Annotated in this window: 25 protein-coding genes and 1 tRNA gene; 15 read left to right on the top strand and 11 right to left on the bottom strand. The window is 62.1% G+C overall.

Annotated features, from left to right (window positions below; genetic code table 11):
• Window positions 1-47 precede the first annotated feature (47 nt).
• From RFM98_RS01690 to RFM98_RS01650, 9 genes are all read left to right on the top strand, one after another.
• Complete coding sequence (locus RFM98_RS01690) at window positions 48-974, top strand: ABC transporter permease (RefSeq protein ID WP_320307210.1); 927 nt, start codon at window positions 48-50, stop codon at window positions 972-974.
• On the top strand, window positions 971-1,930 hold the full coding sequence (locus RFM98_RS01685; RefSeq protein WP_320307209.1) for an ABC transporter permease: 960 nt from the start codon (window positions 971-973) through the stop codon (window positions 1,928-1,930). The genes RFM98_RS01690 and RFM98_RS01685 overlap by 4 nt, the downstream gene beginning before the upstream one ends.
• Window positions 1,930-3,246 (top strand): M20 family metallopeptidase, encoded by a 1,317-nt coding sequence (locus RFM98_RS01680; protein WP_320307208.1) that lies wholly within the window; start codon window positions 1,930-1,932, stop codon window positions 3,244-3,246. Before RFM98_RS01685 ends, RFM98_RS01680 begins: the two co-directional genes overlap by 1 nt.
• 332 nt (window positions 3,247-3,578) lie before the next feature.
• Complete coding sequence (locus RFM98_RS01675) at window positions 3,579-4,463, top strand: cytochrome c oxidase subunit II (RefSeq protein ID WP_320307207.1); 885 nt, start codon at window positions 3,579-3,581, stop codon at window positions 4,461-4,463.
• Between the two features lie 21 nt (window positions 4,464-4,484).
• Window positions 4,485-6,254 (top strand): cytochrome c oxidase subunit I, encoded by a 1,770-nt coding sequence (ctaD, locus tag RFM98_RS01670; protein WP_320307206.1) that lies wholly within the window; start codon window positions 4,485-4,487, stop codon window positions 6,252-6,254.
• Window positions 6,251-6,955 (top strand): cytochrome c oxidase subunit 3, encoded by a 705-nt coding sequence (locus RFM98_RS01665; protein WP_320307205.1) that lies wholly within the window; start codon window positions 6,251-6,253, stop codon window positions 6,953-6,955. Before ctaD ends, RFM98_RS01665 begins: the two co-directional genes overlap by 4 nt.
• A 10-nt stretch (window positions 6,956-6,965) precedes the next feature.
• Window positions 6,966-7,685 (top strand): heme-copper oxidase subunit III family protein, encoded by a 720-nt coding sequence (locus RFM98_RS01660; RefSeq protein ID WP_320307204.1) that lies wholly within the window; start codon window positions 6,966-6,968, stop codon window positions 7,683-7,685.
• Between the two features lie 9 nt (window positions 7,686-7,694).
• Window positions 7,695-8,096, top strand: coding sequence for a cytochrome C oxidase subunit IV family protein (locus RFM98_RS01655; protein ID WP_320307203.1), 402 nt, complete (start codon window positions 7,695-7,697; stop codon window positions 8,094-8,096).
• Window positions 8,097-8,190: 94 nt separating this feature from the next.
• Complete coding sequence (locus tag RFM98_RS01650) at window positions 8,191-8,664, top strand: aminoacyl-tRNA deacylase (protein WP_320307202.1); 474 nt, start codon at window positions 8,191-8,193, stop codon at window positions 8,662-8,664.
• A gap of 44 nt (window positions 8,665-8,708) precedes the next feature.
• On the opposite strand, the gene RFM98_RS01645 is transcribed toward RFM98_RS01650, so the two are convergent.
• On the bottom strand, window positions 8,709-9,527 hold the full coding sequence (locus tag RFM98_RS01645; RefSeq protein ID WP_320307201.1) for a DUF2189 domain-containing protein: 819 nt from the start codon (window positions 9,525-9,527) through the stop codon (window positions 8,709-8,711).
• Here RFM98_RS01645 and RFM98_RS01640 point away from each other — a divergent pair.
• A complete protein-coding gene (locus RFM98_RS01640) occupies window positions 9,526-9,825 on the top strand; it encodes a hypothetical protein (RefSeq protein WP_320307200.1) in 300 nt (99 codons plus the stop codon). The two genes, RFM98_RS01645 and RFM98_RS01640, sit on opposite strands and share 2 nt — an antisense overlap.
• Window positions 9,826-9,918: 93 nt before the next feature.
• Here RFM98_RS01640 and RFM98_RS01635 read toward each other — a convergent pair whose 3' ends face one another.
• The 3 genes from RFM98_RS01635 to tig form a co-directional block, all read right to left on the bottom strand.
• Window positions 9,919-10,299: a c-type cytochrome gene (locus RFM98_RS01635; RefSeq protein WP_320307199.1), complete on the bottom strand. Its 381-nt coding sequence runs from the start codon at window positions 10,297-10,299 to the stop codon at window positions 9,919-9,921.
• Between the two features lie 178 nt (window positions 10,300-10,477).
• The gene (locus tag RFM98_RS01630; protein ID WP_320307198.1) at window positions 10,478-11,032 is read right to left on the bottom strand and encodes a hypothetical protein; all 555 of its coding nucleotides are present in this window, start codon (window positions 11,030-11,032) and stop codon (window positions 10,478-10,480) included.
• Between the two features lie 204 nt (window positions 11,033-11,236).
• The gene (gene tig / locus RFM98_RS01625; RefSeq protein WP_320307197.1) at window positions 11,237-12,736 is read right to left on the bottom strand and encodes a trigger factor; all 1,500 of its coding nucleotides are present in this window, start codon (window positions 12,734-12,736) and stop codon (window positions 11,237-11,239) included.
• Between the two features lie 447 nt (window positions 12,737-13,183).
• On the opposite strand from tig, the gene RFM98_RS01620 reads away from it, so the two are divergent.
• Window positions 13,184-13,268: transfer RNA gene (locus RFM98_RS01620), tRNA-Leu, on the top strand.
• Between the two features lie 328 nt (window positions 13,269-13,596).
• Here the strand turns inward: RFM98_RS01620 and RFM98_RS01615 are convergent.
• Complete coding sequence (locus RFM98_RS01615; protein WP_320307196.1) at window positions 13,597-14,178, bottom strand: GDYXXLXY domain-containing protein; 582 nt, start codon at window positions 14,176-14,178, stop codon at window positions 13,597-13,599.
• Complete coding sequence (locus RFM98_RS01610; protein ID WP_320307195.1) at window positions 14,175-15,293, bottom strand: DUF2157 domain-containing protein; 1,119 nt, start codon at window positions 15,291-15,293, stop codon at window positions 14,175-14,177. The genes RFM98_RS01615 and RFM98_RS01610 overlap by 4 nt, the downstream gene beginning before the upstream one ends.
• Window positions 15,294-15,526: 233 nt before the next feature.
• Here RFM98_RS01610 and RFM98_RS01605 point away from each other — a divergent pair, with 233 nt between their 5' ends.
• From RFM98_RS01605 to RFM98_RS01590, 4 genes are all read left to right on the top strand, one after another.
• A complete protein-coding gene (locus RFM98_RS01605; RefSeq protein WP_006335194.1) occupies window positions 15,527-15,667 on the top strand; it encodes a DUF1127 domain-containing protein in 141 nt (46 codons plus the stop codon).
• Window positions 15,668-15,717: 50 nt separating this feature from the next.
• Window positions 15,718-15,858: a DUF1127 domain-containing protein gene (locus tag RFM98_RS01600; RefSeq protein ID WP_084508100.1), complete on the top strand. Its 141-nt coding sequence runs from the start codon at window positions 15,718-15,720 to the stop codon at window positions 15,856-15,858.
• A gap of 471 nt (window positions 15,859-16,329) precedes the next feature.
• Window positions 16,330-17,739: a methylenetetrahydrofolate--tRNA-(uracil(54)-C(5))-methyltransferase (FADH(2)-oxidizing) TrmFO gene (gene trmFO / locus RFM98_RS01595; protein ID WP_320307194.1), complete on the top strand. Its 1,410-nt coding sequence runs from the start codon at window positions 16,330-16,332 to the stop codon at window positions 17,737-17,739.
• Window positions 17,740-17,811: 72 nt separating this feature from the next.
• The gene (locus tag RFM98_RS01590) at window positions 17,812-18,123 is read left to right on the top strand and encodes a type II toxin-antitoxin system ParD family antitoxin (protein ID WP_320307193.1); all 312 of its coding nucleotides are present in this window, start codon (window positions 17,812-17,814) and stop codon (window positions 18,121-18,123) included.
• A 7-nt stretch (window positions 18,124-18,130) separates the two neighbouring features.
• Here the strand turns inward: RFM98_RS01590 and RFM98_RS01585 are convergent, their stop codons facing one another.
• The 5 genes from RFM98_RS01585 to secDF all read right to left on the bottom strand — a co-directional run bounded on the left by RFM98_RS01585 (window position 18,131) and on the right by secDF (window position 23,621).
• The gene (locus RFM98_RS01585; RefSeq protein WP_320307192.1) at window positions 18,131-19,081 is read right to left on the bottom strand and encodes a sterol desaturase family protein; all 951 of its coding nucleotides are present in this window, start codon (window positions 19,079-19,081) and stop codon (window positions 18,131-18,133) included.
• Complete coding sequence (locus tag RFM98_RS01580; RefSeq protein WP_320307191.1) at window positions 19,081-19,506, bottom strand: hypothetical protein; 426 nt, start codon at window positions 19,504-19,506, stop codon at window positions 19,081-19,083. The genes RFM98_RS01585 and RFM98_RS01580 overlap by 1 nt, the downstream gene beginning before the upstream one ends.
• Before the next feature lie 81 nt (window positions 19,507-19,587).
• On the bottom strand, window positions 19,588-20,454 hold the full coding sequence (locus RFM98_RS01575; RefSeq protein ID WP_320307190.1) for a phytoene/squalene synthase family protein: 867 nt from the start codon (window positions 20,452-20,454) through the stop codon (window positions 19,588-19,590).
• The gene (locus tag RFM98_RS01570) at window positions 20,455-20,844 is read right to left on the bottom strand and encodes an Mth938-like domain-containing protein (protein WP_320214666.1); all 390 of its coding nucleotides are present in this window, start codon (window positions 20,842-20,844) and stop codon (window positions 20,455-20,457) included.
• Between the two features lie 227 nt (window positions 20,845-21,071).
• Window positions 21,072-23,621 (bottom strand): protein translocase subunit SecDF, encoded by a 2,550-nt coding sequence (gene secDF, locus RFM98_RS01565; protein WP_320307189.1) that lies wholly within the window; start codon window positions 23,619-23,621, stop codon window positions 21,072-21,074.
• Window positions 23,622-23,677: the final 56 nt, after the last annotated feature.

The following is a 23,677-nucleotide window of genomic DNA, read 5'->3' as shown; positions in this document are numbered from 1 at the left end:
GGCAGTCTGGAAACGGTGTTCTCTCCATGAACGGGCGGGAGTGGTCCTTGCTTGTCGCCTGTTTGCTGGCGACCGTCATCTTCTCCGTGGCAACGCCGCACTACGCCACCTCGGGCAATGCGGTCACGGTGCTGCGCAACAGCGTCGAGTTGCTGCTGATCGGCCTTGGCATGACGTTGCTGCTCGCCATGGGCGGCATCGATGTCTCGATTGGCATCGTCATGGGCCTCGCGGCCATCGCCATCGGCCGAGTACTTGGCGCCGATGGCAGCCCGTTCCTGGCGCTTGTCGCCGGCCCAGCGGTCGGTGCCCTGCTGGGCTGCGTGACGGCAGCCGTCGTCGTCATCGGTCGCGTTCCGGCCATCGTCGGAACGCTTGGCCTGCTCGGCATCTACCGCACCGCCGTGTTTGCCCTGCTTGGCGGACAATGGCTGTCCGGCCTGCCCTCGAGCCTAACCGATCTGCTTGCAGCCACCATGCTTGGTATCCCTGTCCCTGCCCTGGTGATTGCCATTGCCTACCTGGTGGTCTGGCTGGCACTGCGGCGAACGCCCTATGGGTTGCATCTGCTGGCGATCGGCAATTCCGAGGAAAAGGCGCGGCTTTCGGGGATTCCAGTGATCAAGGTCCGCTTCATGACCTTTGTCATCAGCGGCGTCCTGACCGGCATCGCCGCCACGTTCTATGTCGCCACCTACCGCAATGTGGAAATGTCGATCGGCAGCACGTCGGCGCTCGATGCCATCGCCGCGGTCATTCTCGGCGGCACGAGCATACTGGGCGGCCGGTGCAGTCTGCTTGGCACCGTGCTTGGCGTGCTGCTGCTCAGAATTCTCCAGAATGGCCTGCTCCTGATCGGCGTTCCCTCGCTTTGGCAGCCCGTCGTCACCGGCGTGCTGATCATCGGCGTGCTTGGCTTCGAAGCGGTCTCCAATCGCCTGCCTCTCACCCGGTTCCAGCGAGCGCACGCATGAAAACGCTCCGGAACCTGCAGGGCCCGGCCCTGACCCTGGCTTTGCTGTGCGCGCTCTGGCTGATCGTGATTGTCGGCCTGCTGGCACTCAAGCCTTCCGTCTTCAACCTCGGCACGCTCACTACCGTTCTTCAGTTCTCGACCATCCTGGCGCTGGTCGGTCTCGGACAGGGGCTGGTCATCCTGGCCGGCGGAGCCGGCATAGATCTGTCGGTCGGCGGCGCGGTTTCGCTCTCCGCCATCATCGCCATGCTGTCGCTCAAACTGGGGCTGCCGACGGTCCTGATGCCGGTCATCTGCATCCTGGCCGGCGCGATGCTCGGCGCCCTCAACGGATTGCTGGTGAACGGGCTGGCGCTGCTGCCCTTCATTGCGACGCTAGGCACCTTCTTCGTCTATTCCGGCGTAGCGCTTGCCGTCACCGGCGGCGCGGCCCAGTCGGGCGTGCCCGGATGGCTGCTCCTATGGGGGCGTGGCGTCGTGGCGGGCATTCCTGTGCCCTTCCTCACCCTTGCCATCCCCTGCTTCGCGCTGGCCGGTCTGGTGCTGATGTCGACCGCCTGGGGGCGCTGGATCTACGCGATGGGCTTCAATGAACGCTCAGCCAGGCTCGTCGGCATTCCCGTTCAGCGCGTGCGCTTCGTCCTATATGCACTGAGCGGCGCGCTCGCAGGCGCGGCCGGCCTGGTTTCGCTCGCCTGGCTCGGCAGCGGCAGGCCCAATATCGGCCAGAACCTCGAGCTGGAATCGCTGACCGCGGCGATGCTTGGCGGCATCGCCATCACCGGCGGGCGCGGCGGCGTCGGCGGCGTGTTCGCGGCCGTACTGCTCCTGGTCACGCTCAAGACCGGGCTGCTGCAATTGAACATCAACACGGTTTGGCAAGTGGGGATTGTCGGCGCCCTTCTGGTGTTCGTCCTTCTTGCCGACCGGCTTTCCCAACGTTGGAGATCATAATGCCTTCCATGGAAGAGACCATCGCCGCGCGCGTCGACGCAGCGACCGATCGCATCGTCGAGACGCTGAGCGATCTCGTCGCCTTCCCTTCGATCGTGAAATCCAATCCGAAAGAGGCCGGCCCGGGTGAGCGTGATTGCCAGCTCTATCTGCAAAAGCGCCTTGAGGCGCTCGGCTTCACCACCGACCTGTGGGACCCGGACGGCCCGGCGCTCTATGAAAAATACAAGGGACGCGCCGGCGCCAACAAGGGCAGGACCTTTGAAGGCCGGCCGAACCTTGGCGGCGTGCTGAAGGGCACGGGTGGCGGACGCTCGATCATGCTGACAGGCCATATCGACGTAGTGCCGCCGGGTGCCGCCGGACACTGGGCAACCGATCCGTTCCAGCCGGTGCTGAAGGACGGCTTCCTGCACGGGCGCGGTACGGTCGACATGAAGGGCGGCGTCGCCTGCATGCTGATGGCGGTCGAGATCCTCAGGGAGCTAGAAATCCCCCTTTCAGGGGACATCGTCTTCACCACCGTCGTCGATGAGGAGATCGGTGGCATGGGGTCGCTCGCCATGGTCGACCGCGGCTTTCGCGCCGATGCCGGCATCATGACCGAACCAACCGCAAACAGGATCGCGCCGCTCTGTCACGGCATCCTGTGGGGCAGGATCATCGTCGACGGCATAGGCGGTCATGCCGAGCTGACGCCGAACGCTTGGTATTCGAGCGGCCCGGTCGATGCAGTGCAGCTGTGCCGACAAATCCTCGACGGCATCGATATCCTCAACCGGCGCTGGATGTTCGACCCGAAAAAAAACCATCCACTGATGGACCTGCCCAACCAGATCATCGTCACCCAGATCAATGCCGGCGAACATCCCTCCTCCATGGCCGGCCACGGCGAGATCATCATCGACGCGCAGTACCTGCCGAGCGAGCATGACGAATTCAGGCTGGGCGGCAACGTCAAGCGCGAGATCGAAGAGCATATCGCCAATGTCTGCAAGGCGGACCCTTATCTGCGCCTGCACCCTGCCCGCGTCGAATGGATTCTTGATGCCGACTGCGCCGAAATCCCATCTGACAGTCCGTTCGTGACTATCTTCCAGGAAGCCGTGAAAGACGCAAATTTGTCGCCGGTGCTCAGCGGCTTCGGCGCGCATAGCGATATCGGCCTGCCCACCGGCCTCGGCAATACGCCGACCGTCAACTTCGGCCCCGGCGACCCGGCGCAGGCGCATCAGCCCAATGAGCGCGTTTCGGTGCGCGATCTCACCGACTGCACCAAGGCGATTGCGATTGCCGTCGAGAAATGGTGCCGCTAGAGCAAGCTGAAGCATGATCCCGAAAGTAGCGAAGGCATGGCATCGCATTTCGGCCATGCGGCAGGCGATCGACCGTTGCCGCACGGCCGGTGTTCCGGTGATCCGCTTGCAGCATGTCCCCAGCGACCATTTCGACATCTCGCCGCTCGAGACCGCCCCAAGGGCCTGCTGCCGATCTGGCCGCCGCCTTGCATCCCGAAAACCGGGCGTAAAGAGCAACATTTTGCCCCTCGGATAGTCGGCTCTGGAATTTCAACCGGAAATCGAGCATGATGCGGGCTGGTATTTTCCTGGCCTGCTTCGCGCGCCTGCGAAATACCGGAGGACGGGACATGGCCATTGCGCTTGTGCTCGTTTTGATCGTCGTGGGCTCGGTGTTGTTCCACCTCCTGAGCCCATGGTGGTGGACGCCTATTGCGTCGAACTGGGACTATATCGACAACACCATCATCATCAGCTTCTGGATCACCGGCGTCGTATTCTCCGCCGTCGTCCTTTTCATGGCCTATTGCGTGTTCCGCTTCCGCCATCGCGAAGGCAACCGCGCGGCCTATGAGCCGGAGAACAGGCGCCTCGAATGGTGGCTGACTGTCGTTACCGCCGTCGGGGTCACGGCCCTTTTGGTTCCAGGCCTGTTTGTCTGGAGCCGCTTCGTCAATGTTCCAAGCGAGGCGGCCGATATCGAGGTTATTGGGCAGCAATGGCAGTGGAGCTTCCGCCTGCCCGGCAAGGATGGCAAGCTCGGCACGTCCGACACCCGTAACGTGTCGGCTGAAAACCCGCTCGGCATTGTATCCGGCGACCCCAATGGCCAGGACGATGTCGTTGTCGAGGCGGCGGACCTGCACTTGCCGATCGGTAAGCCGGTCAAGGTGCTGCTGCGCTCGATCGATGTTTTGCACGATTTCTACATTCCGGAATTCCGCGCCAAGATGGACATGATCCCAGGCTCGGTCACCTATTTCTGGTTCACCCCGACCAGGACCGGAACCTTCCAGGTTCTCTGCGCCGAGCTGTGCGGCCAGGGGCACCCGCTGATGCATGGCGTGGTGGTGGTCGACACCGAGCAGGATTATCTGGCCTGGCTCGGCCAGCAGCAGACTTTCGCGCAATTGTCGGCGCCCAAGCAAACAGGCTCTGCGAATCCACTGTCAGGAAAGACGATGGCGTCCGGTTTGGACGTCGCGGCAAAACTCGAACCGGTCGAGGCCCGCTGAACAGGGCACGGAGGCGTTCCCATGGTTGACGTCACACCCGCAGATGCTGTCCCGCCCGCCGAAGTCGGCGAGATGGAACTCTACCATCCGCACAGCTGGTGGACGAAATATGTCTTCTCTCAGGACGCCAAGGTGATAGCGGTCCAGTATTCGGCGACGGCCACGGCGATCGGCCTGGTGGCGCTGGTGCTGTCCTGGCTGATGCGGCTGCAGCTCGGTTTCCCCGGCACCTTCGACTTCATCACCCCGGAGGCCTATTACCAGTTCATCACCATGCACGGCATGATCATGGTGATCTATCTGCTCACCGCGCTCTTCCTCGGCGGTTTCGGCAACTATCTCATCCCGCTGATGGTCGGCGCCCGTGACATGGTCTTTCCCTATGTCAACATGCTGAGCTACTGGATCTATCTGCTGGCCGTTCTGGTCTTGGTCTCGGGCTTTTTTGCGCCGGGCGGGCCGACCGGCGCCGGCTGGACGCTCTATCCGCCGCAGGCCATCATGACCGGAACGCCGGGCGGCGGGGATTGGGGCATCATCCTGATGCTCTCTTCGCTGATCCTGTTCATCATCGGCTTCACCATGGGTGGCCTGAATTATGTCGTGACCGTGCTGCAGGGGCGCACGCGCGGCATGACCTTGATGCGCCTGCCGCTCACCGTCTGGGGCATCTTCACCGCCACCGTCATGGCGTTGCTCGCCTTCCCGGCGCTGTTCGTCGCTTGCGTGATGATGCTGCTCGACCGCGTGCTCGGCACCTCCTTCTTCATGCCGGCGATCGTCGAGATGGGCGAGCAGTTGCAGCACAATGGCGGCAGCCCGATTCTCTTCCAGCATCTGTTCTGGTTCTTCGGCCACCCCGAGGTCTATATCGTGGCCTTGCCGGCCTTCGGCATCGTGTCCGACCTGATCAGCACGCATGCGCGCAAGAACATATTCGGCTACCGCATGATGGTCTGGGCCATCATAGCCATCGGCGCCCTGAGCTTCGTGGTCTGGGCGCACCACATGTATGTCAGCGGCATGCATCCCTATTTTGGCTTCTTCTTCGCCACCACCACCTTGATCATCGCCATCCCGACCGCGATCAAGGTCTATAACTGGGTGCTTACGCTGTGGCGCGGCGACATCCACCTCACCATACCGATGCTCTTCGCGCTGGCCTTCATCGTCACCTTCGTCAATGGCGGCCTGACCGGACTGTTCCTCGGCAATGTCGTCGTCGACGTGCCGCTGTCCGACACGATGTTCGTCGTCGCCCATTTCCACATGGTCATGGGCGTCGCTCCGATCATGGTGATCTTCGGCGCGATCTACCATTGGTACCCGAAGGTCACCGGCCGCATGCTCGACGAGACGCTCGGCCGCTTCCATTTCTGGGTCACCTTCGTCGGCGCCTATCTGATCTTCTTCCCCATGCACTATCTCGGCCTGATGGGCATTCCGCGGCGTTACGCCGAATTGACCGATATGACCATCATGACGGAGTCGGCGCACCATCTGAACTCGTTCATCAGCATCATGGCCTTCATCGTCGGCTTCGCCCAGATGGTGTTCCTGTTCAACCTGATCTGGAGCATCCGCCATGGCCGCGAGGCCGGCGGCAATCCGTGGCGGGCAACGACCCTGGAATGGCAGACGCCTGAAACGCCGCCGGCCCACGGCAATTTCGGCAAGGAACTGCCGATCGTCTACCGCTGGGCCTACGACTACAGCGTGCCTGGGGCCAAGGAAGACTTCATCCCGCAGAACGTGCCGGGCTCCTTCGCCCCCTCAAGGGAGCCGGCATGAGCGTCATCCTGGTCTTCTTGGCTGTAATCGCCGGCTTTGCCGGCTGGTGGCTTTCGCATCAGCGACTGACGTCCAAGCCGTGGCTGGAGCAAGGCCTGACCGCGGATTTCGTCGACCTCGACCGGTCGGCTCTGCCCACCGCCAAGATCGGCCTCGGCGTCTTCCTCGCCGTCGTTGGCTGCCTGTTCTCGCTGTTCACCAGCGCCTATTTCATGCGCATGGGCCTGTCGGACTGGCGACCGCTGCCGCTGCCGCGCCTGCTCTGGCTGAACACCGGCGTGCTGCTGCTGAGCAGCGTCGCGCTGCAATGTGCCGTGGTCGCCGCGCGCAGAGGCCAGATGGACATGGTCAGGCTTGGCCTTGCGACGGCCGGGCTGACCACCCTCGCCTTCCTTGCCGGCCAGCTGATGGCGTGGAGGGAACTGACCGAAGACGGCTACCTGCTGGCCTCCAACCCGGCCAACAGCTTCTTCTATCTGATCACCGGAATGCACGGCCTGCACATACTGGGCGGCCTGGTAGGCCTTGGCAGGACAAGCATCGGCGCCTGGAGCGGAGCGCGACCGGAGCGGCTGCGGCTCAGCGTCGAGCTCTGCGCCATGTATTGGCATTTCCTGCTTTTCATCTGGCTCGGCATCTTCGCCGTTCTGGCCGGCTGGGCGGCGACGTTCATCGACATTTGCCAACGGCTGCTGACCTAGGAGACCGGCGATGGCTGAAACGACACTGACGCATTCCAGCCCGGTGGATCGCCCCCAGGGTTGGCGCGGAATTGCCTCCGACTGGGCGTCGGATCAGCGCGCGTTCAAGAACGTGTCCTGGGGCAAGGCCATGATGTGGATCTTCCTGCTCAGCGACACCTTCATCTTCGGCTGCTTCCTGCTTTCCTACATGACGGCGCGCATCTCCACGCGCGTGCCGTGGCCGAACCCGAGCGAGGTCTTCGCCTTGCGCATCGGCGGTTCGGAAATCCCGCTGATCCTGATCGCCATTATGACCTTCGTGCTGATCTCGAGCAGCGGAACCATGGCCATGGCGGTCAATTTCGGTTACCGCCGCGACCGCCGCAAAACCGCGATCCTGATGCTTTTGACCGCCGCGCTCGGCGCGACCTTCGTCGGCATGCAGGCCTTCGAATGGACCAAACTCATCACCGAAGGGGTACGGCCCTGGGGCAACCCCTGGGGCGCGGCGCAGTTCGGCTCGTGCTTCTTCATGATCACAGGTTTCCACGGCACCCACGTGACGATTGGCGTGATCTTCCTGATCATCGTGGCGCGAAAAGTCTGGCGAGGCGACTTCGACACAGGGCGGCCCGGCTTCTTCACCAGCCGCCGGGGCCGTTACGAGAATGTCGAGATCATGGGCCTTTACTGGCACTTCGTCGACCTGGTCTGGGTGTTCATCTTCGCCTTCTTCTATCTTTGGTGAGAGGCAAACATGGTTGAAGCAACCGCAAACGGTCTCGGGCAGCAGGCATTGCACCCTACCCATGCGCATGAAGCCTCGGCGCCAGTGGTCGTCGCCGAGGCTCATCAGGAACACCCGATCAAGCTCTATCTGGTGGTCTGGGCGTGGCTGTTCATTCTCAGCACCTGCTCCTATCTGGTCGACTATTTCGGCCTTCACGGCTACCTCAGATGGTCGCTGATCCTGATCTTCATGGTGCTCAAGGCAGGCTTGATCGTCGCCGTTTTCATGCACATGGCCTGGGAGCGACTGGCGATGATGTACGCGATAATCCTGCCGCCGGTACTGGTGCTGGTTTTCGTGACGATGATGGTCTTCGAGGCCGACTACACGCTGCTGACCCGTATCGCGTTTTTCGGCCCTGGCCCCTGACGCTCGGCCGGGAACCCCGCCCGGCGATTTGGAACAGGGCGCCGATTTATTGGTTTGACGTAGGCGTCGTGAACTCAAGCAAAGGACGCGGACAATGACGATAGCAAACCGACTGAAAGACTTTATCGACGGCAAAGGAATTCCGTACGACACCGTCGCGCATCATCGAACCGCCACCAGCAGGCAGGCCGCCATTGCCGCGCACGTGCCCGGCAGCGTCATGGCGAAGTCCGTGGTCGTCCACCACGAACTCGGTTACGCGCTGGCCGTGGTCCCAAGCACCCACAGGATCGAGCTCGGCAGGCTGCAGGACGTCATGGACAGGCGCCTCGGGCTCGCGTCCGAGGAGGAGGTGGTATCGCTCTTCGATGATTGCGACATCGGCGCCGTGCCGCCGATCGGCGCGGCCTATGATGTGCCGGTCATTCTGGACGAAAGCCTGCGCGATGCCGCCGATATCTACTTCGAGGGCGGCGACCACAAGACGCTTGTGCATGTCAGCGGCAAGGATTTCCGCGACCTGACCACCGGCGCGCGTCAGGCGAGGTTCAGCCACCCGGCCCGGTGAGAGCAGCACCGGCATTCTTGCCGGTGCTCTCACGGCAGGTTCGCTCAGTTCGCCGGTTTGGGGGCTGTCGGCGATTCCACCACCTTGCGATACACGTGCCAGGTGGCATGGCCGAGGATCGGCAGCACCACCGCCAGTCCCGCGAACACCGGCAGCGAGCCTATGATCAGCGCAACGGCAACGATAAGTCCCCAGAAGACCATCACAATGGGGTTCGCCAACACCACGCGCACAGAGGTGTGAATGGCTTCGTAGGCACCAACGTCGCGATCAAGCAGCAGCGGGAAAGCGACCACGGTAGTGCACAACACGACCACGGCGAATACGAACCCTATAGCGTGACCCAGCACGATCAGGGTCCAGCCGCGCCCGGTAGCAAATATCTCGTTGATGAAGCTGGACAGTGACGCCGGTGGCTCGGGGCCAAAGAGTTGCTCGTAGAAAATCTTGGCGGTCAAAAGCCACGCGATGAAGATCGCAAACAACATGATTCCAACCGCTGCGATGGCCGGCAGTGCCGGGGAGTTCCTGACTTCGAACGCGTGGCGCCAGGATGCATCGAGTCCGGCTTCCCGTCTGCGGCTGATCTCGTAGAGCCCGATCGCCGCGAATGGACCGATCAATGCAAAGCCGGAGACGAGCGGAAACAACAACGGCAGCGCATTGGCGCCCGAGGTCCACGCCGCAAGCACCACCCCGACAAGTGGGTAGATCAGGCACAGAAACACGATGTGGGACGGTTTGACCATGAAATCGTCCACGCCGCGCCTAAGCGCGTCGAAAAGGTCGGACACACCGATTCTTCGGACTTTCGTGTGCTCCAGCGTTTCGCTGGCCCCTGCAATCACGTGAAAATTTGCCATGACCATCCCTCCAGACCAAGTCCGGCAAGGTCGCAGCTTCATGGTGCTGCCGTTCCGCATGACTGGCCACGCAAACCGCGACCTGCACCGACGGCTACCATACTCCTTTGCGCACGATTTGTCGCCCTCTACGCGGCGCCGGCCAATGGTTAGCCGCAGCAGAATGCTGGCTCCAGAGCTGTTTTTTCGGTATTCTCAGAATGCGAAGGTGAACGTCATGGACACGCGAACGCTTCTCATACTCGGCCTTGGCATCGCAATTCTGCTGCTGGTGGGATTTTTTGCGCTGCCGGCGTGATGGCGCCGAGCGCGGTATTCAGCAACGCGATTGCCTACAGTCTGCCTTCGGAACAAGCGGGCGACCACCAAATGGGGCCTGGCAGCGCTTCTCTTACTTGGAGAACTGTTTCAGGTAGGCGATGACGTTGGCTATGTCCTTATCGTCCTTGAGGCCAGGAAATGTCATCTTCGTGCCCTTGACCATCGCCTGGGGGGCGTGAAGGTAGGTCGTCAGCGTCGGCTCGTCCCATTTGACGCCGGATTTTCCAGCCGCGATCATGGCCGCGGAATAGGTGAAATCGGGATGCGTGCCCGCAGTGCGGCCGATGACGCCGTTCAACGACGGACCAACCTTGTTCTGGTCCTTGTCGGCAACGTGGCACACCTTGCATTTGGTGAAGACCTTCTCGCCTGCTGCGGCATCCTGTGCCTGCGACGGATGGACGACGAAAGCGACAGCAGGCATGACGGCTAAGAATGCGATTGCGCGCATGGTATTTCCTCCCTGATCGCCATTGTGGGCGCATGCCGCTCACGCGCCGCATGTCGCTCTTCATGGCAGAACGAAATATCCGTACCTCCCCGGTGGAATTGCGCTACCTACATACCACAAAATCCAGCCATCGAGTAGCAAAGGCAACTTTTGCGAAGGATTGCGGTCCCAAGCCTGCTCAAGGCGGATCGGTTTTGCAGCTTGCGGCGATCTGGCCGATCGCTTTGGAGAGACCTGCAAGCTCGAAATCGGCCTCGCCGCGTCCCGACAACAGGCCGAAGCGCCATGACAGTGTCAGCCGGTTCGCTGAAACCAGACGCTTGATGCCGTCGTCTCCATCCCTGACCAGCGTTCTGCCGCGCGGTCCCACCGACCAGCTTTCATCGGTTTTGCTGCCGCCATCGACGATGACCGACATGGTGATCTTGCGGCTAGCCGAAACGGAATCGCTGATCTTCAGCCACTCGCTCCAGCGCGGATCGCCATCCGGCCGGCAGGCCAGTGTCAGCACCGGACTATAACCCAGCGCGCCGCCCCCTGTGATGAGCTTGTTGATGGCATGCAGCGATGCCGTGATCTGGCCGTCGCCGCCGGTGTCTACGCGCCAGTTGCCGAGATCCGGCCCAGTCCGGTCACCTCCTTCGGCCGCCGCCAGCAAGAACGCTGCGGAGTCCGGCTCGGCGCGGACGCCCCCGACGATCGCTGCCAGCAAGAGCGCCGGGGCAATAACCACGCCTCTTATCAAGAACCCCAGCCTCACAAGTGCCTCCACACATCCGCGAACGCCATCGAAGACAGATAATGTTCAACGGTTGGTATCGCCAGCGGCAGACCATCAAGACAAGTTGTGTGTGTTGCCGCGCCGCCACAATGACATAGGCCGTAATGAAAAAGGCCGCCCGGAGGCGGCCTTTCGAAATCGCGGTGCTGAAACCTGTTACTCGGCTTCCTTGGCAGCCTTCTTCTTCGGCGCGGCCTTCTTCTTCGGCTCTTCCGCCTCGTCTGTGGCTTCGCCTGCCTTTGCTTCACTCGTCTTGGCTTCGGCCTTCTTCGAGGAAGCCTTCTTGGCCGGCTTCGCCTTGGTCGCGGTTTCGGCCTCCTCGTCGTCGGCCATCAGCTCGTCCTTGCCGACCTTGACGTCGTCGACCGAGATCTGGCCAAGCAGATAGTCGACGACCTTCTCTTCGAACATCGGCGCCCGCAGCGCGTTGATGGCTTCCGGGTTGCTGCGATAGAACTCGAAGGCTTCCTGCTGCTGGTTGGCCGGGAAGCGGCGCACCTGCTCGAACAGGCCGCGCTGCAGCTCCTCGTCCGACACGGTGACGCCGGCCTTCTCGCCGATCTCGGCCAGAACCAGGCCGAGGCGCACGCGACGCTCGGCAAGGCGCATATATTCGGCGCGCGCCTCTTCTTCCGTCGTCTCTTCGTCGGTGAAAGTACGGCCGGCGGCTTCGAGGTCGCGGTTGACCTGAGCCCAGATGTTATTGAACTCGGCTTCGACGAGCTTCGAGGGCGCTTCGAAGGAATAGGCGGAATCGAGCTGGTCGAGCAGCTGGCGCTTCACCTTCTGGCGGGTCATCGAGCCGAACTGGTTCTCGATCTGGCCGCGTACGATCTCGCGCAGGCGCTCGAGCGATTCCAGGCCGAGATTCTTGGCCGTCTCGTCATTGAGTTCGAGTTCGCCGGGCTTCGCCACTTCCTTGACGGTGACGTCGAAGGTGGCTTCCTTGCCGGCCAGGTGCGCCGCCTGGTAGTTTTCCGGGAACGTAACCGTGACCTGCCTCTCATCGCCGGCGTTCGCGCCGATCAGCTGATCCTCGAAGCCCGGGATGAACTCCTTGGAGCCGAGCACCAGCGGCTGGTCGGTGCCGGCGCCACCGGCGAAAGCCTCGCCGTCGATCTTGCCGAGATAGTCGATGGTCACGCGGTCGCCCTCGGCGGCCTTGCCGGTCTTCGGCTCATAGCTGCGCGCCGATTCGGCAACGCGCTTGACCTGATCGTCGACTTCCGATTCCGGCACGTCATAGACCTGACGCGTCACCTTGATGTCGGAAAAGTCCTTGATCTCTATCGCCGGGATGACCTCGTAGTTGAGGCTGAATTCGAAGTCGGAGCCGCCGGCCAGGATCTTCTCGGCCTCTTTCTCGTCCTCGGTCATGATCACTTCGGGCTGCATGGCGGCCTTCTCGCCGCGCCCGGAGATGATCGAACGGGTCGAGTCGTTGAGGATCTCGTTGACGACTTCGGCCATGAACGACTTGCCGTACATCTTGCGCAGGTGCTGCACCGGCACCTTGCCCGGGCGGAAGCCGTTGATCCGCACCTTGTCGCGGGCATCCGTCAGCCGCGCCATCAGCTTGGCTTCCATGTCACCGGCCGGCACGGTGATCTTGATCTCGCGCTTGAGACCGGAGTTGAGCGTTTCGGTGACCTGCATCCTAGAACCTTTGTTTTCAACAATGAGACTGCCAAACGGTCTTAGCCGTTTACAGCCTGCCGGTATGATGTTGCCGGAAATGGCTTTTGGTACGGAACCTGGCGATTTGACCGCTGATGCGGTTCAAACTCTCCTGAACTACGCTTTGCCAAATGCGAAGAAGTCTTTGTTTTTCCTATAAATTTTCACATCTTGCAAATGCGGAAATTCACGTTCCGTCACATTCGACACGCCTTTTGTCACAGGCTAGGCTAATTTTCAACTATCTTCGCGTCTAATGCATGTCGCCCAGAAGTGAGCAGCGGTTCTGGGACAACGACATGCATCAAAACAAAGACTTAAAGCGCGTCGCCTGAATCCGGTTCAGCGCGACGCGCTTTAGCCGAATAAGCATGACGTGGACGCCGACATTGACAGAATGATGGCTACATGGGATTGCCGGGGAAAGCGGATGTGGCGGAATTGGTAGACGCCCTGGATTTAGGTTCCAGTGCCGAAAGGCGTGGGGGTTCGAGTCCCTTCATCCGCACCACCCTTCGCTCTTCGAGCTTCGGGTGGCAGGCCACCCTTAGCCGATGTCGCTTCGATGATGGAAATCCCTGAGGAACTCAGGCAAGCCCACAAACACAGCTCCAACCATAGGCAAGAGGTGGAGAGCAGCCTAATCTGCGGATGTTTCTTTTGCCTTTCCGTCTATCCTCCCTCTGATATCCAAGAATGGGTTGATGAAGATGAAGCCGGACGTGGGACGACAGCTATCTGCCCCAAATGCGGCATCGATTCCGTTCTTGGAGACAAATCAGGCTACCCGATAACCGACGTCTTCCTGAAAAGCATGAAGACGCTTTGGTTCTGGTAATTCAGTACAGCGGCTCCTCGAACAGCGTCTTGTCGCCGTCCATCAGCGCCTTGATCTGCGCCGTGCCGGCGGCCGAGAGCGCGAGCTTGATGCCGAACGGGCGCACGCGCATGTCGTCCTGGATCGCCATGCCTTCGCCTTCCGGCAGGTAGAAGCGGTCGATCCCGTAGTCCGGCGCGATGGTCATGTCGGGGCTGCGCAAGTCCCAGCCTGCCGTGACATGCCCGGCGATATCCGCCTCGTCCGCGCTGGCCGGGACCGGCGCCTTGCCGAACCAGGCCGCCGTCGGCTGCCAGTAGCCGTCGTCGCCCTTCTTCAATCGCACCATGATCGAGCTGTCGTCGCTGGAAAACGCGCCTTGCGGGACGTTGGCGATCAGCTTCACCGGGATCCGCGAAATGTTGTTGTTCAGCGAGATATAGTCGCCACGCAGGAGATCGCGCGGATCGACGGGCTGGACTTTCAGCAGCACCTCCTTGCCGTTGCGCAGGATCGCGGCGCGGCCGGCAATGATCCAGCTGAGAAAGCCGATCTGGACAAGCGCCAGCACCAGCGCCGAGATGATCAGCTTCTTGCCGGTCATGCCGCTGCTCCTGTCTCGGCAGGCGCCTTCATGCGCTTCTCTATGCGGATGATGACCAGCGCCAGTACGCCGAGCAGCACCGCCGCCGCCAGGAAAAAGCCGGCCGTATCCAGCATCGACTGCAATGTTACGCTGTAGATGATGGCGAGCTCCAAGGCGAAGCCGGCATAGGCCAGCCAGCGCAGCCCCCTGCTCTCGCGGCCCGCCAGCATGATTGCCGCGACGATGCCGGCAAGTGCTACGATCGAGGCAATGGCGAACCCACTGTTGTAAGTGCTCTCATCCGCCAGATCGAACTGGATGATTGCCATGCCGGAGAGGAAGCCGAGCAAGGCGTGCAAGGGCAGCCGGCCGCCAAGCTGAAGGAGCCTGTCGATCGGATCGCCCGCAAAGACCGACGCGGCAAAGAGCAGCGCCGAGACGGTTGCCAGCGACACAGCCACTGGCAGCGTATCGTGATCCGTCGCCAGCAGAACCAGATAGAGAATGACCGACAGAACGAGCAGGTGGCGCGCGGCCTGGCTGCGCGTCCAGAACGAAATGGCGAACAGGACGATCGCCATGACGATGAAGAGACGCGGAGTTTCCGCACGCCAGTAGAAGCCGAACCCCTTGAGGACCAGCCAGGCGTCGGCAATGCCGATCGCCGCCACCGTCAGCGGGTTCGAGCGCAGCGCCGCGGCCGCCAGCGCCGTGCCGGCGCACCAGGTGACCAGCGCCGCGGCCTCGTCGCCCGAAAGGTGGTACATCTGGCCGATGAGCGCGATCGATCCGCCGAAGGCCGCGGCGGCAACGATCCACAGCGCCTCGCCGATCGCAGCATGGTCGCGCGTCTTCAGCACCGCGCCGCCGACATAGCCGGCGAGGATGACCGCAAAAAGCGCTGCCACGCGCACGAGGCGCGGGATGATGTCCCAGTTGGCGGCGACGAAAATCAGGATCGCGGCGCCGAACAGAAGCGCTGCCATCATCGCCAGGATCGAACCGAAACTCAGCGACGCGCGTTCATTGGCGGCGACGTCGCGCGTCAATGCCTCCGCGGTGGCGGGATCGATCAGTCCTGCGTCCCGCCAGCGGGCGATATCCGTTCCCACCCGTTTCGCGTAGCTCGCCATGCTTTTCCCCGAGCCCGGTCATTTCGTTAGCCGGAACCGCCAAACCATTGACGCAGCGGCATTTTCCGGTTCGGCCTTCTTTGTGACGCAGGCGTGAACGCCCATTAATGCTGCATTGCACAATTTGCATTGCTGCCATGCGCCAATGGCACTTTTAAATCGATATGACCCCACCTATTTTCTGTTCGTACACAAACGGAATGATCCGAACCAAAGACGAAACGAGAACTACCATGAACCTGATCCGCAACTACCGCAACTGGCGCCGCTACCGGGACACCGTTTCCGAGCTGAGCCGCCTGTCGAACCGTGAACTGACCGACCTCGGCATCAGCCGCAGCGACATCCACTACGTCGCTCGCAAGGCGGTCTAACCCGCTTCGGACCGCGAATGGTCCGAACCAATTTTGAAGAGAGTAAGACAATGAACCTGATCCGCAGCTATCGTAACTGGCGCGTTTACCGCGACACCGTTACCGAGCTGGGTCGGCTTTCGAACCGCCAGCTCCACGATCTCGGCATCGTTCGCGACGAGATCAAGATGGTCGCCCGCAAGGCGATCTAACCAGGAATTTCGCCAGGGTCGACCTCCTCCCCGACCCTGACGGATACGGTCAGCCTTCACCTCCTCCCGAGGGTTGACCACTGAAACGGCGCCCGCCGGACCTCCTCCCCCGGCGGGCGTTGTTCTCCAGAAGGTTTCGCCCCTTCTCAAAGGCGAAAAGATTTTTCGTCCTCAAACGGCGAAAAGAATTTCGTCAAAGCCGACCTCCTCCCCGGCAATGACGAATAAGGTCGATCTTCACCTCCTCCCGAGGATCGACCCTCAAAACGACACCCGCCGGACCTCCTCCCCCGGCGGGTGTTGTTGTTTTTCAGAGCAATTCCAGGAAAGTGTGCAGCGTTTGAGCTGGGCGACCTCGCCGAGCCTTCCGTCCGGAATTGCGCAACAACAAATAGCGAGCGCCTGCTTCCCGCCCCGCCCTTTGCCGCCCGGCAATTGCAATCGGGCCGCCAAGCGACTATTCCGGCGCCCATGAACAAAAATCCCGTACACGTCATCGGCGGCGGCCTCGCCGGCTCCGAGGCCGCATGGCAGATCGCCGAGGCCGGAATCCCCGTGGTGCTGCATGAAATGCGCCCCGTGCGCGGCACCGACGCGCACAAGACCGATGGTCTGGCCGAGCTCGTCTGCTCCAACTCCTTCCGCTCGGACGACGCCGCGGCCAATGCCGTCGGCCTGCTCCACGCCGAAATGCGGCTGGCGGGCTCACTGATCATGAGCGCCGGCGACGCCAACCAGGTTCCCGCCGGCGGCGCGCTGGCCGTCGACCGCGACGGCTTTTCCGATGCGGTGACCGCCAAGATCGAGGCGCATCCGCTGATCACGATCCAGCGCGAGGAAGTTCCTGGACTGCCGCCCGCGGACTGGGACCAGGCGATCATCGCCACCGGTCCGCTGACCGCGCCTTCGCTGGCCCAGTCGATCGCGGAAGCCACAGGCGCCGATGCGCTCGCCTTCTTCGACGCGATCGCGCCGATCGTGCATTTCGACACGATCGACATGAACATTTGCTGGTTCCAGTCGCGCTACGACAAGGTCGGTCCCGGCGGCACCGGCAAGGACTACATCAACTGCCCGATGGACAAGGACCAGTACTTCGCCTTCGTGACGGCGCTGCTGGAGGGGCAAAAGACCGAGTTCAAAGAGTGGGAAGGCACGCCCTATTTCGACGGCTGCCTGCCGATCGAGGTGATGGCCGAGCGCGGTGTCGAGACGCTGCGCTACGGGCCGATGAAGCCGATGGGGCTGACCAACGCCCACAATCCTTCGGTCAAAGCCTATGCGGTGGTGCAGCTTCGCCAGGACAATGCGCTGGGCACGCTCTACAACATGGTCGGTTTCCAGACCAAGCTGAAGCATGCCGAACAGGTGCGCATCTTCCGCACCATTCCGGGTCTCGAAAACGCCGACTTCGCCCGCCTCGGCGGCCTGCACCGCAACACCTATATCAATTCGCCGACGCTGCTCGATCCCTCGCTGCAGCTCAAATCGCGGCCGGGTCTGCGCTTCGCCGGCCAGATTACCGGCTGCGAAGGTTATGTCGAAAGTGCTGCCATCGGCCTGCTTGCCGGCCGCTTCGCCGCCGCCGAGCGGCTCGGCCAGGCGCCGTCGCTGCCTCCGTCCACAACCGCCTTCGGCGCGCTGCTCAACCACATTACCGGCGGTCACATCGTCTCGGACGACGAGCCCGGCAAACGCTCCTTCCAGCCGATGAACGTCAATTTCGGCCTGTTCGCCCCGGTGGAAGCGCCGAAGGCCGAAGGCAAGCGCCTGCGCGGCAAGGACAAGACCGTCGCCAAACGCCACGCCATCACCTCGCGCGCGCTGGCCGATTGCAGGGTGTGGCTGGGGCTGCCCGCGCAGGCGGAAGCTGCGGAATAAGCTTTTCGGTTCGGGTTGGACGACCATATTAAGTAGGATATCATCCTACGTTATATGCATGGAGGCCATTCGATGGAATCCGCCGAAAAATTATCCATCACCGTTACGCCTGCTATGGCGCGCATGATCCGCGAAAAGGTCGAGGACGGCTCCTTCGGGTCGGCGAGCGAGGTTATCCGCGCCGCTCTTCGTGCCTTCCAGCGCGAAGAGGAGGAGCATGCCGAGCGCATGGCATCGATCCGAGCGCGGGTGAAGGCTTCCATCGAGGACAAGAGGCCAAGCGTCCCAGTGGAAGAAGTCGACGCCCGGTTGCGAGAGCTCTTCGGCCAGCGGACAAGAGGCGCAAGCGGTTCTTCAGCTGACGATGCGAGCGACCCAGCCTGAGGGCGGCCTACTCCGCCGGCTCTGCACCCGCCCCCGGCAATCCCGGCTTACCCGCTTCTCCCGGATTCCTCCGCACATAGGCCGCCTTCAGCGTCTGCGACGTGTCGCGCGAGCCGTCATGGCTCCAGCCCGGCGGCTGGATGAGATAATTCAACCGCTGGCCGAGCGTCAGCCCCGGCGCCACCGCATCCTTGAACATGCCGATCCATTCGTGGAACGCCACCTTCAGCGGATTGAAGGTGCCGATGTTCTTGACGATGCCGTAGCGCGGCCGGTCTTCCTCCAGTTCCTCGACGAAGGTGCCGAACATGCGGTCCCAGATGATCAGCGTTCCGGCGTAGTTGGCGTCGAGATAGCGCGGATTGGTGGCGTGGTGGACGCGGTGGTGCGAGGGCGTGTTGAAGATGAATTCGAACCAGCTCCACATCTTGCCGATCGTTTCGGTGTGGATCCAGAACTGCCAGACAAGGTTGAAGCCGAAAACGAAGGCGATCACCGCCGGATGGAAGCCGAGCAGCACCAGCGGCGCCTGCAGCACGAACATGAAGGTGAACAGGCTCGTCCAGCTTTGCCTCAGCGCCGTCGAGAGGTTGTAGTGCTGGCTGGAATGGTGGTTGACGTGCTCGGCCCACACCCAGCGCACCCGGTGCGCGATGCGGTGATAGACATAGTAGCGCAGGTCATCGAGCAGGAAGGCCGCGGCGAACACCCATATCGACAGGCCAAGATTGAAGAAGCGGAATTGCCACAACCACAGCAGCGCCCAATAGGCCACGACGCCGAGCAACAGGCCGGCGACGACATTGCCCGTTCCCATCATCAGGCTGGCCAGCGTGTCGCGCGTCTCGAACGATCCCTTGGCGCGGCCGGTGCGCACCAGCCACAGCTCGATCAGGATCGCCGCGACGAAGAACGGAATGGCAAGCTGGGTGACCTGCGGGAAATTATACTCGTTCATCACGCAGCCTCTCGGATCTGATCGTGGCCTTGCAGCGCTGCCGCCACCGCCACCGCGCCGGCCTCGTCGGCGAAGACGAACCTGCCGCCTTTCCAGGTGAAATCATTCAGCTTGAGCGACACCACGTTGCCTTCCCTCGTCAACGCCAGAACATCCCGCGGCGCGACGATGCGCGTCAGAAAACAGTCGCCGATGCTGTGGACGATGCCGCAGCGCTGCGGACCGAGTTCGAGAAATGCGGCATGGTTGTCGGCTGTCAGCCGCACAGCGCCCGGCGTTTCATCGGGAAAATCCTCGGCAAAACGTGCGAGCGCCTGATTGGCAGTGGCAAGCGTCGCGGTTGTAGTGCCGCCAGTGAAATGCACGGCCGCGACGGACAACGCGATGCCGAACACGACAAGAACGACCAGGACTGGCAGGCTCATGGAAAGGCGGCTCCTCCGGCGGCCCGCATTTCTTTGACGCGAGTCCACGCGAAAGAACCCCTAGCATGATTGACGTTTACGTCAAAGGGGCGTCCAGCCCCGCATCGCATGACGCAAGAGCAACCAGTGCCGGCACAGGATGGAGAGCGTCGCGATCGTGCTGAGCGGCGACCTGCCCGCTTTCTCCATCCTGCCGAGATAGGTGCGGGTCAGCGCCAGCGGGAGGAAGGCCGGCCGCAGTGCAACGGGAAGCGCCGGCGCGCCTTTCTCGAAGGCGTTGAGATGCTCCCGTGCCAGCGCGATCATCGCCGCAACCGCGCGCTCGGCGGCAGCCCCGCCCTCTCCTTTGACGAACTCGTCCGGCGTTGTGCCGGCCGCCGAGAGGATATCGGCGGGCACGAAACACTGTCCGCGCCGACGATGGAGTGGCAAGAGCAACAACAGGCCGGTGATGGCCTGCGCGCAACCGGCCCGTCCCGCCAGTTCGGCAAAGCTTGGCGCAGCAAGCGGATCGAGCACTATCGCCGCAAGCTGGATAAGTGCTGCGGCCGTTTCGCCGCAATAACCCTCGAGGTCGGTGCGCGACGGCATCGGGTCGTTATAGAGATCGAAGATCCGCGCCTCGAGCATGTTCTCGAAAGCAGCCTTGGGCAACCGGTGGGCGGTGATCGTTGCGCGCAGGGCGTCGGCGGTCGGGTGACCTGTCTCGGCATCCCCGTCGGTCGCGATGACGTCGCGCCACCATTGCAGCCTGACCTCGCCCGGCAGTGGCTCGTGGATGCGATCGCGCACGCCGGCGATTTCGGCGTTGAAGGCATAGAGCGCAAGCAGCGCGTCGCGTCTGTCGGCCGGCGCGTATAGCGCCGACAGATACCGGTCATGGTCGGCGGCGCGCACCGCATCCATGACGATGTCGCCATTCTTGACGATGTTGGACGTGCCGGCCATTCAATCGACGGCGATCAGCGCGGCGGCTACGGCGCGGTCTTCGGCCAGGAGCACATTGTAGGTTCGTACCGCCGCTCCCGTCGACATCGGGTCGGCCGAGATGCCGGCCTCCTTGAGCGCGGCGCGCAGCGCCGCCGGCAGCGGCCGCAGTTCCTTGCCCATGCCGACCAGCAGGATCTCCACCTTGCCGGCCTCGGCGAACAGCCTGTCGAAGTCCGAGGCCTTCAGCGCCAGCGGATCGGCCGGCTCCCAGCCATGGATGCCCGACGGCAGGACGAGCAACGACCCGCGATGCGACATGTCGGCAAAGCGAAAGCCGCCATTGCCATAGGCCTCGATCGGCGCCTTGCCGGGGAAATGCGCCTCGCGGATGATGATGCCTTTGGCCATGGGTCTAGAGCATGATGCCCAAATGTGTGGAGCGGCTTTCGGACGACATATTGCTCTATCTCTTGGATTTAGAGCCGGGTTCCGATTTCAGGTCGAACAGACCTGAAGTCATCCGGCTCTAAAGCATGATCCTGAAAAGTGGGAACCGGTTTTCGGAAAAGATCATGCTCCAACAAAAGATAGATCAGGATGACGGTTCAACGAAGCGCCCTCCTGATCTAACGGCGTCAGGTCGCCACGGCCTTGCCGTTCGCCGGTTTCGTCTCCTCGGCGGTCCCGGCCTGTTGCCGCAACCGGAACAGGATCAGCAGCGGCGCGGCGATGAAGATCGACGAATAGGTGCCGAACACCACGCCGAACAGCATCGCCATCGTGAACGAACGGATCACCTCGCCGCCGAACATCACGAGCGCCAACAGCGCCAGGATCGTCGTCACCGAAGTCAGCGTGGTTCTCGACAGCGTCTCGTTGATGGCGTTGTTCAAGAGCTGCGGCAGCGGCATCTTCTTGTATTTTCGCAGATCCTCGCGGACGCGGTCATAGACCACGATCGTGTCGTTCAGCGAATAGCCGATGATGGTCAGGATCGCCGCCAGCGATGACTGGTTGAACTCCAGCCCTGTCAGGACGAAGAAGCCGATCGTCATCACCACATCGTGCACGGTGGCGATGATGGCGCCGACCGCGAACTGCCATTCAAAACGGAACCAGACATAGAGCAGGATGCCGACCAGCGCGATCAGCATGGCGATCGTGCCCTGCTTAGCCAGTTCGCCGGAAACCGTCGGCCCCACCACTTCGACGCGGCGGAAATCATACTGGTCCTGCAGTTCGCCCCGCACCTTGTCGATGACGGTCTGCTCGGCATTCTCGCCGGCGTCCTGCGTGCCGACGCGGATCAGGACGTCGTTCGGCGCGCCGAACTGCTGCACCTGGATCTCGCCGATGTTGAGCTCGGACAGCCTGTTGCGGATGTCGCCGAGATTGGCGTCGCCCTGCTTGGACTGCACCTCGATCATCGAGCCGCCCTTGAAGTCGATACCGTAATTGATGTCGATGGTCAGGAAACCGACGACCGACAGGATCGACAACAGGCTGGACAGAGCGAACGTCCAGCGGCGGATGCCCATGAACGGGATCTTGGTACCCGGCGGAATGAACGTGACCGGCGCGCGCGGCAATTCCTTCGGGCGTGCGCGGCGCAGCCAGATCGACACCAGCATGCGGGTGAAGGTGAAGGCGGTGAAGACCGTGGTCAAAATGCCGATGGCGTAGGTGATGGCGAAGCCCTTGACCGGACCCGTGCCTAGCCAGAACAGCACCACGGTGGCGATCAGAGAGGTGACGTTGGAGTCGACGATGGTCGCCAGAGCCTTGGAGAAGCCGCTGTCGATCGCCTGGATCACCGAGCGGCCGTTTCGTCGCTCCTCGCGGATGCGTTCATAGATCAGAACGTTGGAGTCCACCGCCATGCCGATGGTGAGCACGATACCGGCGATACCAGGCAGAGTGAGCGTGGCGCCCAGCAGCGACAGGATCGCCACGATCATCGCCACATGGACCGCGAGCGCGATGTTGGCGAGGAAGCCAAGGAAGCCATAGGCCACGAACATGAAGGCGACCACGAGGATAGAGCCGATGATGCCTGCGACCTTGCCGGCATGGATAGAGTCCTGGCCGAGGCCCGGACCGACGGTGCGCTCTTCGATCACCGTCAGCTTTGCCGGCAGCGCACCTGCACGCAGAAGAACGGCAAGATCGTTCGCGCTTTCGGCGGTGAAATTGCCGGAAATCTGGCCGGAACCACCGAGAATTGGTTCGCGAATTTGCGGCGCGGAAATGACCTGATTGTCAAGAATGATAGCGAACCGCTTACCGACATTCGCAGCTGTCGCTTGGCCGAACCGGGTCGCTCCTCTCGAGTTGAAGGTGAATGAAACGACCGGCTCGTTGTTCCGAGAATCATAGGTTGCCGACGCCTTGGCAAGGTCTTCGCCTGAAACGAGAACGCGGTTTTCGATCAGGTAGGGAACCGGCGGATCGTCCTGCGAATAGAGAACAGATGACCCGCTTGGCGGACGATTCTTCAGCGCATCCTGCGCCGGCATCGACTCGTCGACCATCTGGAAGGTCAGCTTGGCGGTCTGGCCGATGATCTCCTTCAACCTTTGCGGGTCCTGCAGGCCCGGCACCTGGACCAGGACGCGGTCATCTCCCTGCCGCTGCACGATCGGCTCTGTGGTGCCCAATTCGTTGACGCGACGTTCCACGACTTCGATCGACTGCGCCAGCGCGGACGAGGTGCGAAATTTTATGCCCGCGTCGGTAACAGTGAATTTAAGCAGGCCAGCTTCGGAATCATTCAGTGCCATTTCCTGGACGGAGCCGCCTGAGAACAAGCCGGCAGCGACGGGAGCCGTCAGCGGCTTCAACGCTGTCTTGGCTGCATCGATCTGGGTCGGATCCGTGATGCGAACCTGCACGGTTCGGCCCGTTCCACCAAGTGCTGTATATTGAATCTTGGCCTCGCGCAGCAGCGTCCGGATTTCATCACGCGCCGTCTCCAATTGCGCCTTGATCAGGTCGTTCTGATCCATCTGGAGCAGGATGTGCGAGCCGCCCTGAAGGTCGAGGCCGAGCGTCATCTGCCGCTTCGGCACCCAGCTCGGCAGCTGCGCCAGCATGCTTGCCGGGAAAAGGTTGGGCGCGGCGAGGATCACTGTGATGGCCACGGCGAGCCAGATCAGGATCATCTTGAGGCGCGAGAAATAGAGCATTCGTTCTTATCCGTTCAGGCGTACAAGCGGCAGCGTTCCGCCATCGGCTCGGTTGT

The organism is Mesorhizobium australafricanum (assembly GCF_033977265.1).
GTDB classification, from domain to species: Bacteria; Pseudomonadota; Alphaproteobacteria; order Rhizobiales; family Rhizobiaceae; genus Mesorhizobium; species Mesorhizobium australafricanum.
This window is presented reverse-complemented; position numbering and strand designations above follow the sequence as displayed.

Excerpts from the sequence above, each read along its gene's own strand:
- tig (WP_320307197.1), bottom strand. The coding sequence starts at position 12,736 with ATGCAGGTCACCGAAACGCTCAACTCCGGTCTCAAGCGCGAGATCAAG.
- RFM98_RS01615 (WP_320307196.1), bottom strand. The coding sequence starts at position 14,178 with ATGACCGGCAAGAAGCTGATCATCTCGGCGCTGGTGCTGGCGCTTGTC.
- RFM98_RS01600 (WP_084508100.1), top strand. The coding sequence starts at position 15,718 with ATGAACCTGATCCGCAGCTATCGTAACTGGCGCGTTTACCGCGACACC.
- RFM98_RS01680 (WP_320307208.1), top strand. The coding sequence starts at position 1,930 with ATGCCTTCCATGGAAGAGACCATCGCCGCGCGCGTCGACGCAGCGACC.
- ctaD (WP_320307206.1), top strand. The coding sequence starts at position 4,485 with ATGGTTGACGTCACACCCGCAGATGCTGTCCCGCCCGCCGAAGTCGGC.
- RFM98_RS01585 (WP_320307192.1), bottom strand. The coding sequence starts at position 19,081 with ATGAACGAGTATAATTTCCCGCAGGTCACCCAGCTTGCCATTCCGTTC.
- RFM98_RS01660 (WP_320307204.1), top strand. The coding sequence starts at position 6,966 with ATGGCTGAAACGACACTGACGCATTCCAGCCCGGTGGATCGCCCCCAG.
- RFM98_RS01650 (WP_320307202.1), top strand. The coding sequence starts at position 8,191 with ATGACGATAGCAAACCGACTGAAAGACTTTATCGACGGCAAAGGAATT.
- RFM98_RS01580 (WP_320307191.1), bottom strand. The coding sequence starts at position 19,506 with ATGAGCCTGCCAGTCCTGGTCGTTCTTGTCGTGTTCGGCATCGCGTTG.
- trmFO (WP_320307194.1), top strand. The coding sequence starts at position 16,330 with ATGAACAAAAATCCCGTACACGTCATCGGCGGCGGCCTCGCCGGCTCC.
- RFM98_RS01685 (WP_320307209.1), top strand. The coding sequence starts at position 971 with ATGAAAACGCTCCGGAACCTGCAGGGCCCGGCCCTGACCCTGGCTTTG.
- secDF (WP_320307189.1), bottom strand. The coding sequence starts at position 23,621 with ATGCTCTATTTCTCGCGCCTCAAGATGATCCTGATCTGGCTCGCCGTG.
- RFM98_RS01605 (WP_006335194.1), top strand. The coding sequence starts at position 15,527 with ATGAACCTGATCCGCAACTACCGCAACTGGCGCCGCTACCGGGACACC.
- RFM98_RS01610 (WP_320307195.1), bottom strand. The coding sequence starts at position 15,293 with ATGGCGAGCTACGCGAAACGGGTGGGAACGGATATCGCCCGCTGGCGG.
- RFM98_RS01655 (WP_320307203.1), top strand. The coding sequence starts at position 7,695 with ATGGTTGAAGCAACCGCAAACGGTCTCGGGCAGCAGGCATTGCACCCT.
- RFM98_RS01570 (WP_320214666.1), bottom strand. The coding sequence starts at position 20,844 with ATGGCCAAAGGCATCATCATCCGCGAGGCGCATTTCCCCGGCAAGGCG.
- RFM98_RS01590 (WP_320307193.1), top strand. The coding sequence starts at position 17,812 with ATGGAATCCGCCGAAAAATTATCCATCACCGTTACGCCTGCTATGGCG.
- RFM98_RS01575 (WP_320307190.1), bottom strand. The coding sequence starts at position 20,454 with ATGGCCGGCACGTCCAACATCGTCAAGAATGGCGACATCGTCATGGAT.
- RFM98_RS01640 (WP_320307200.1), top strand. The coding sequence starts at position 9,526 with ATGACCATCCCTCCAGACCAAGTCCGGCAAGGTCGCAGCTTCATGGTG.
- RFM98_RS01635 (WP_320307199.1), bottom strand. The coding sequence starts at position 10,299 with ATGCGCGCAATCGCATTCTTAGCCGTCATGCCTGCTGTCGCTTTCGTC.
- RFM98_RS01665 (WP_320307205.1), top strand. The coding sequence starts at position 6,251 with ATGAGCGTCATCCTGGTCTTCTTGGCTGTAATCGCCGGCTTTGCCGGC.
- RFM98_RS01675 (WP_320307207.1), top strand. The coding sequence starts at position 3,579 with ATGGCCATTGCGCTTGTGCTCGTTTTGATCGTCGTGGGCTCGGTGTTG.
- RFM98_RS01645 (WP_320307201.1), bottom strand. The coding sequence starts at position 9,527 with ATGGCAAATTTTCACGTGATTGCAGGGGCCAGCGAAACGCTGGAGCAC.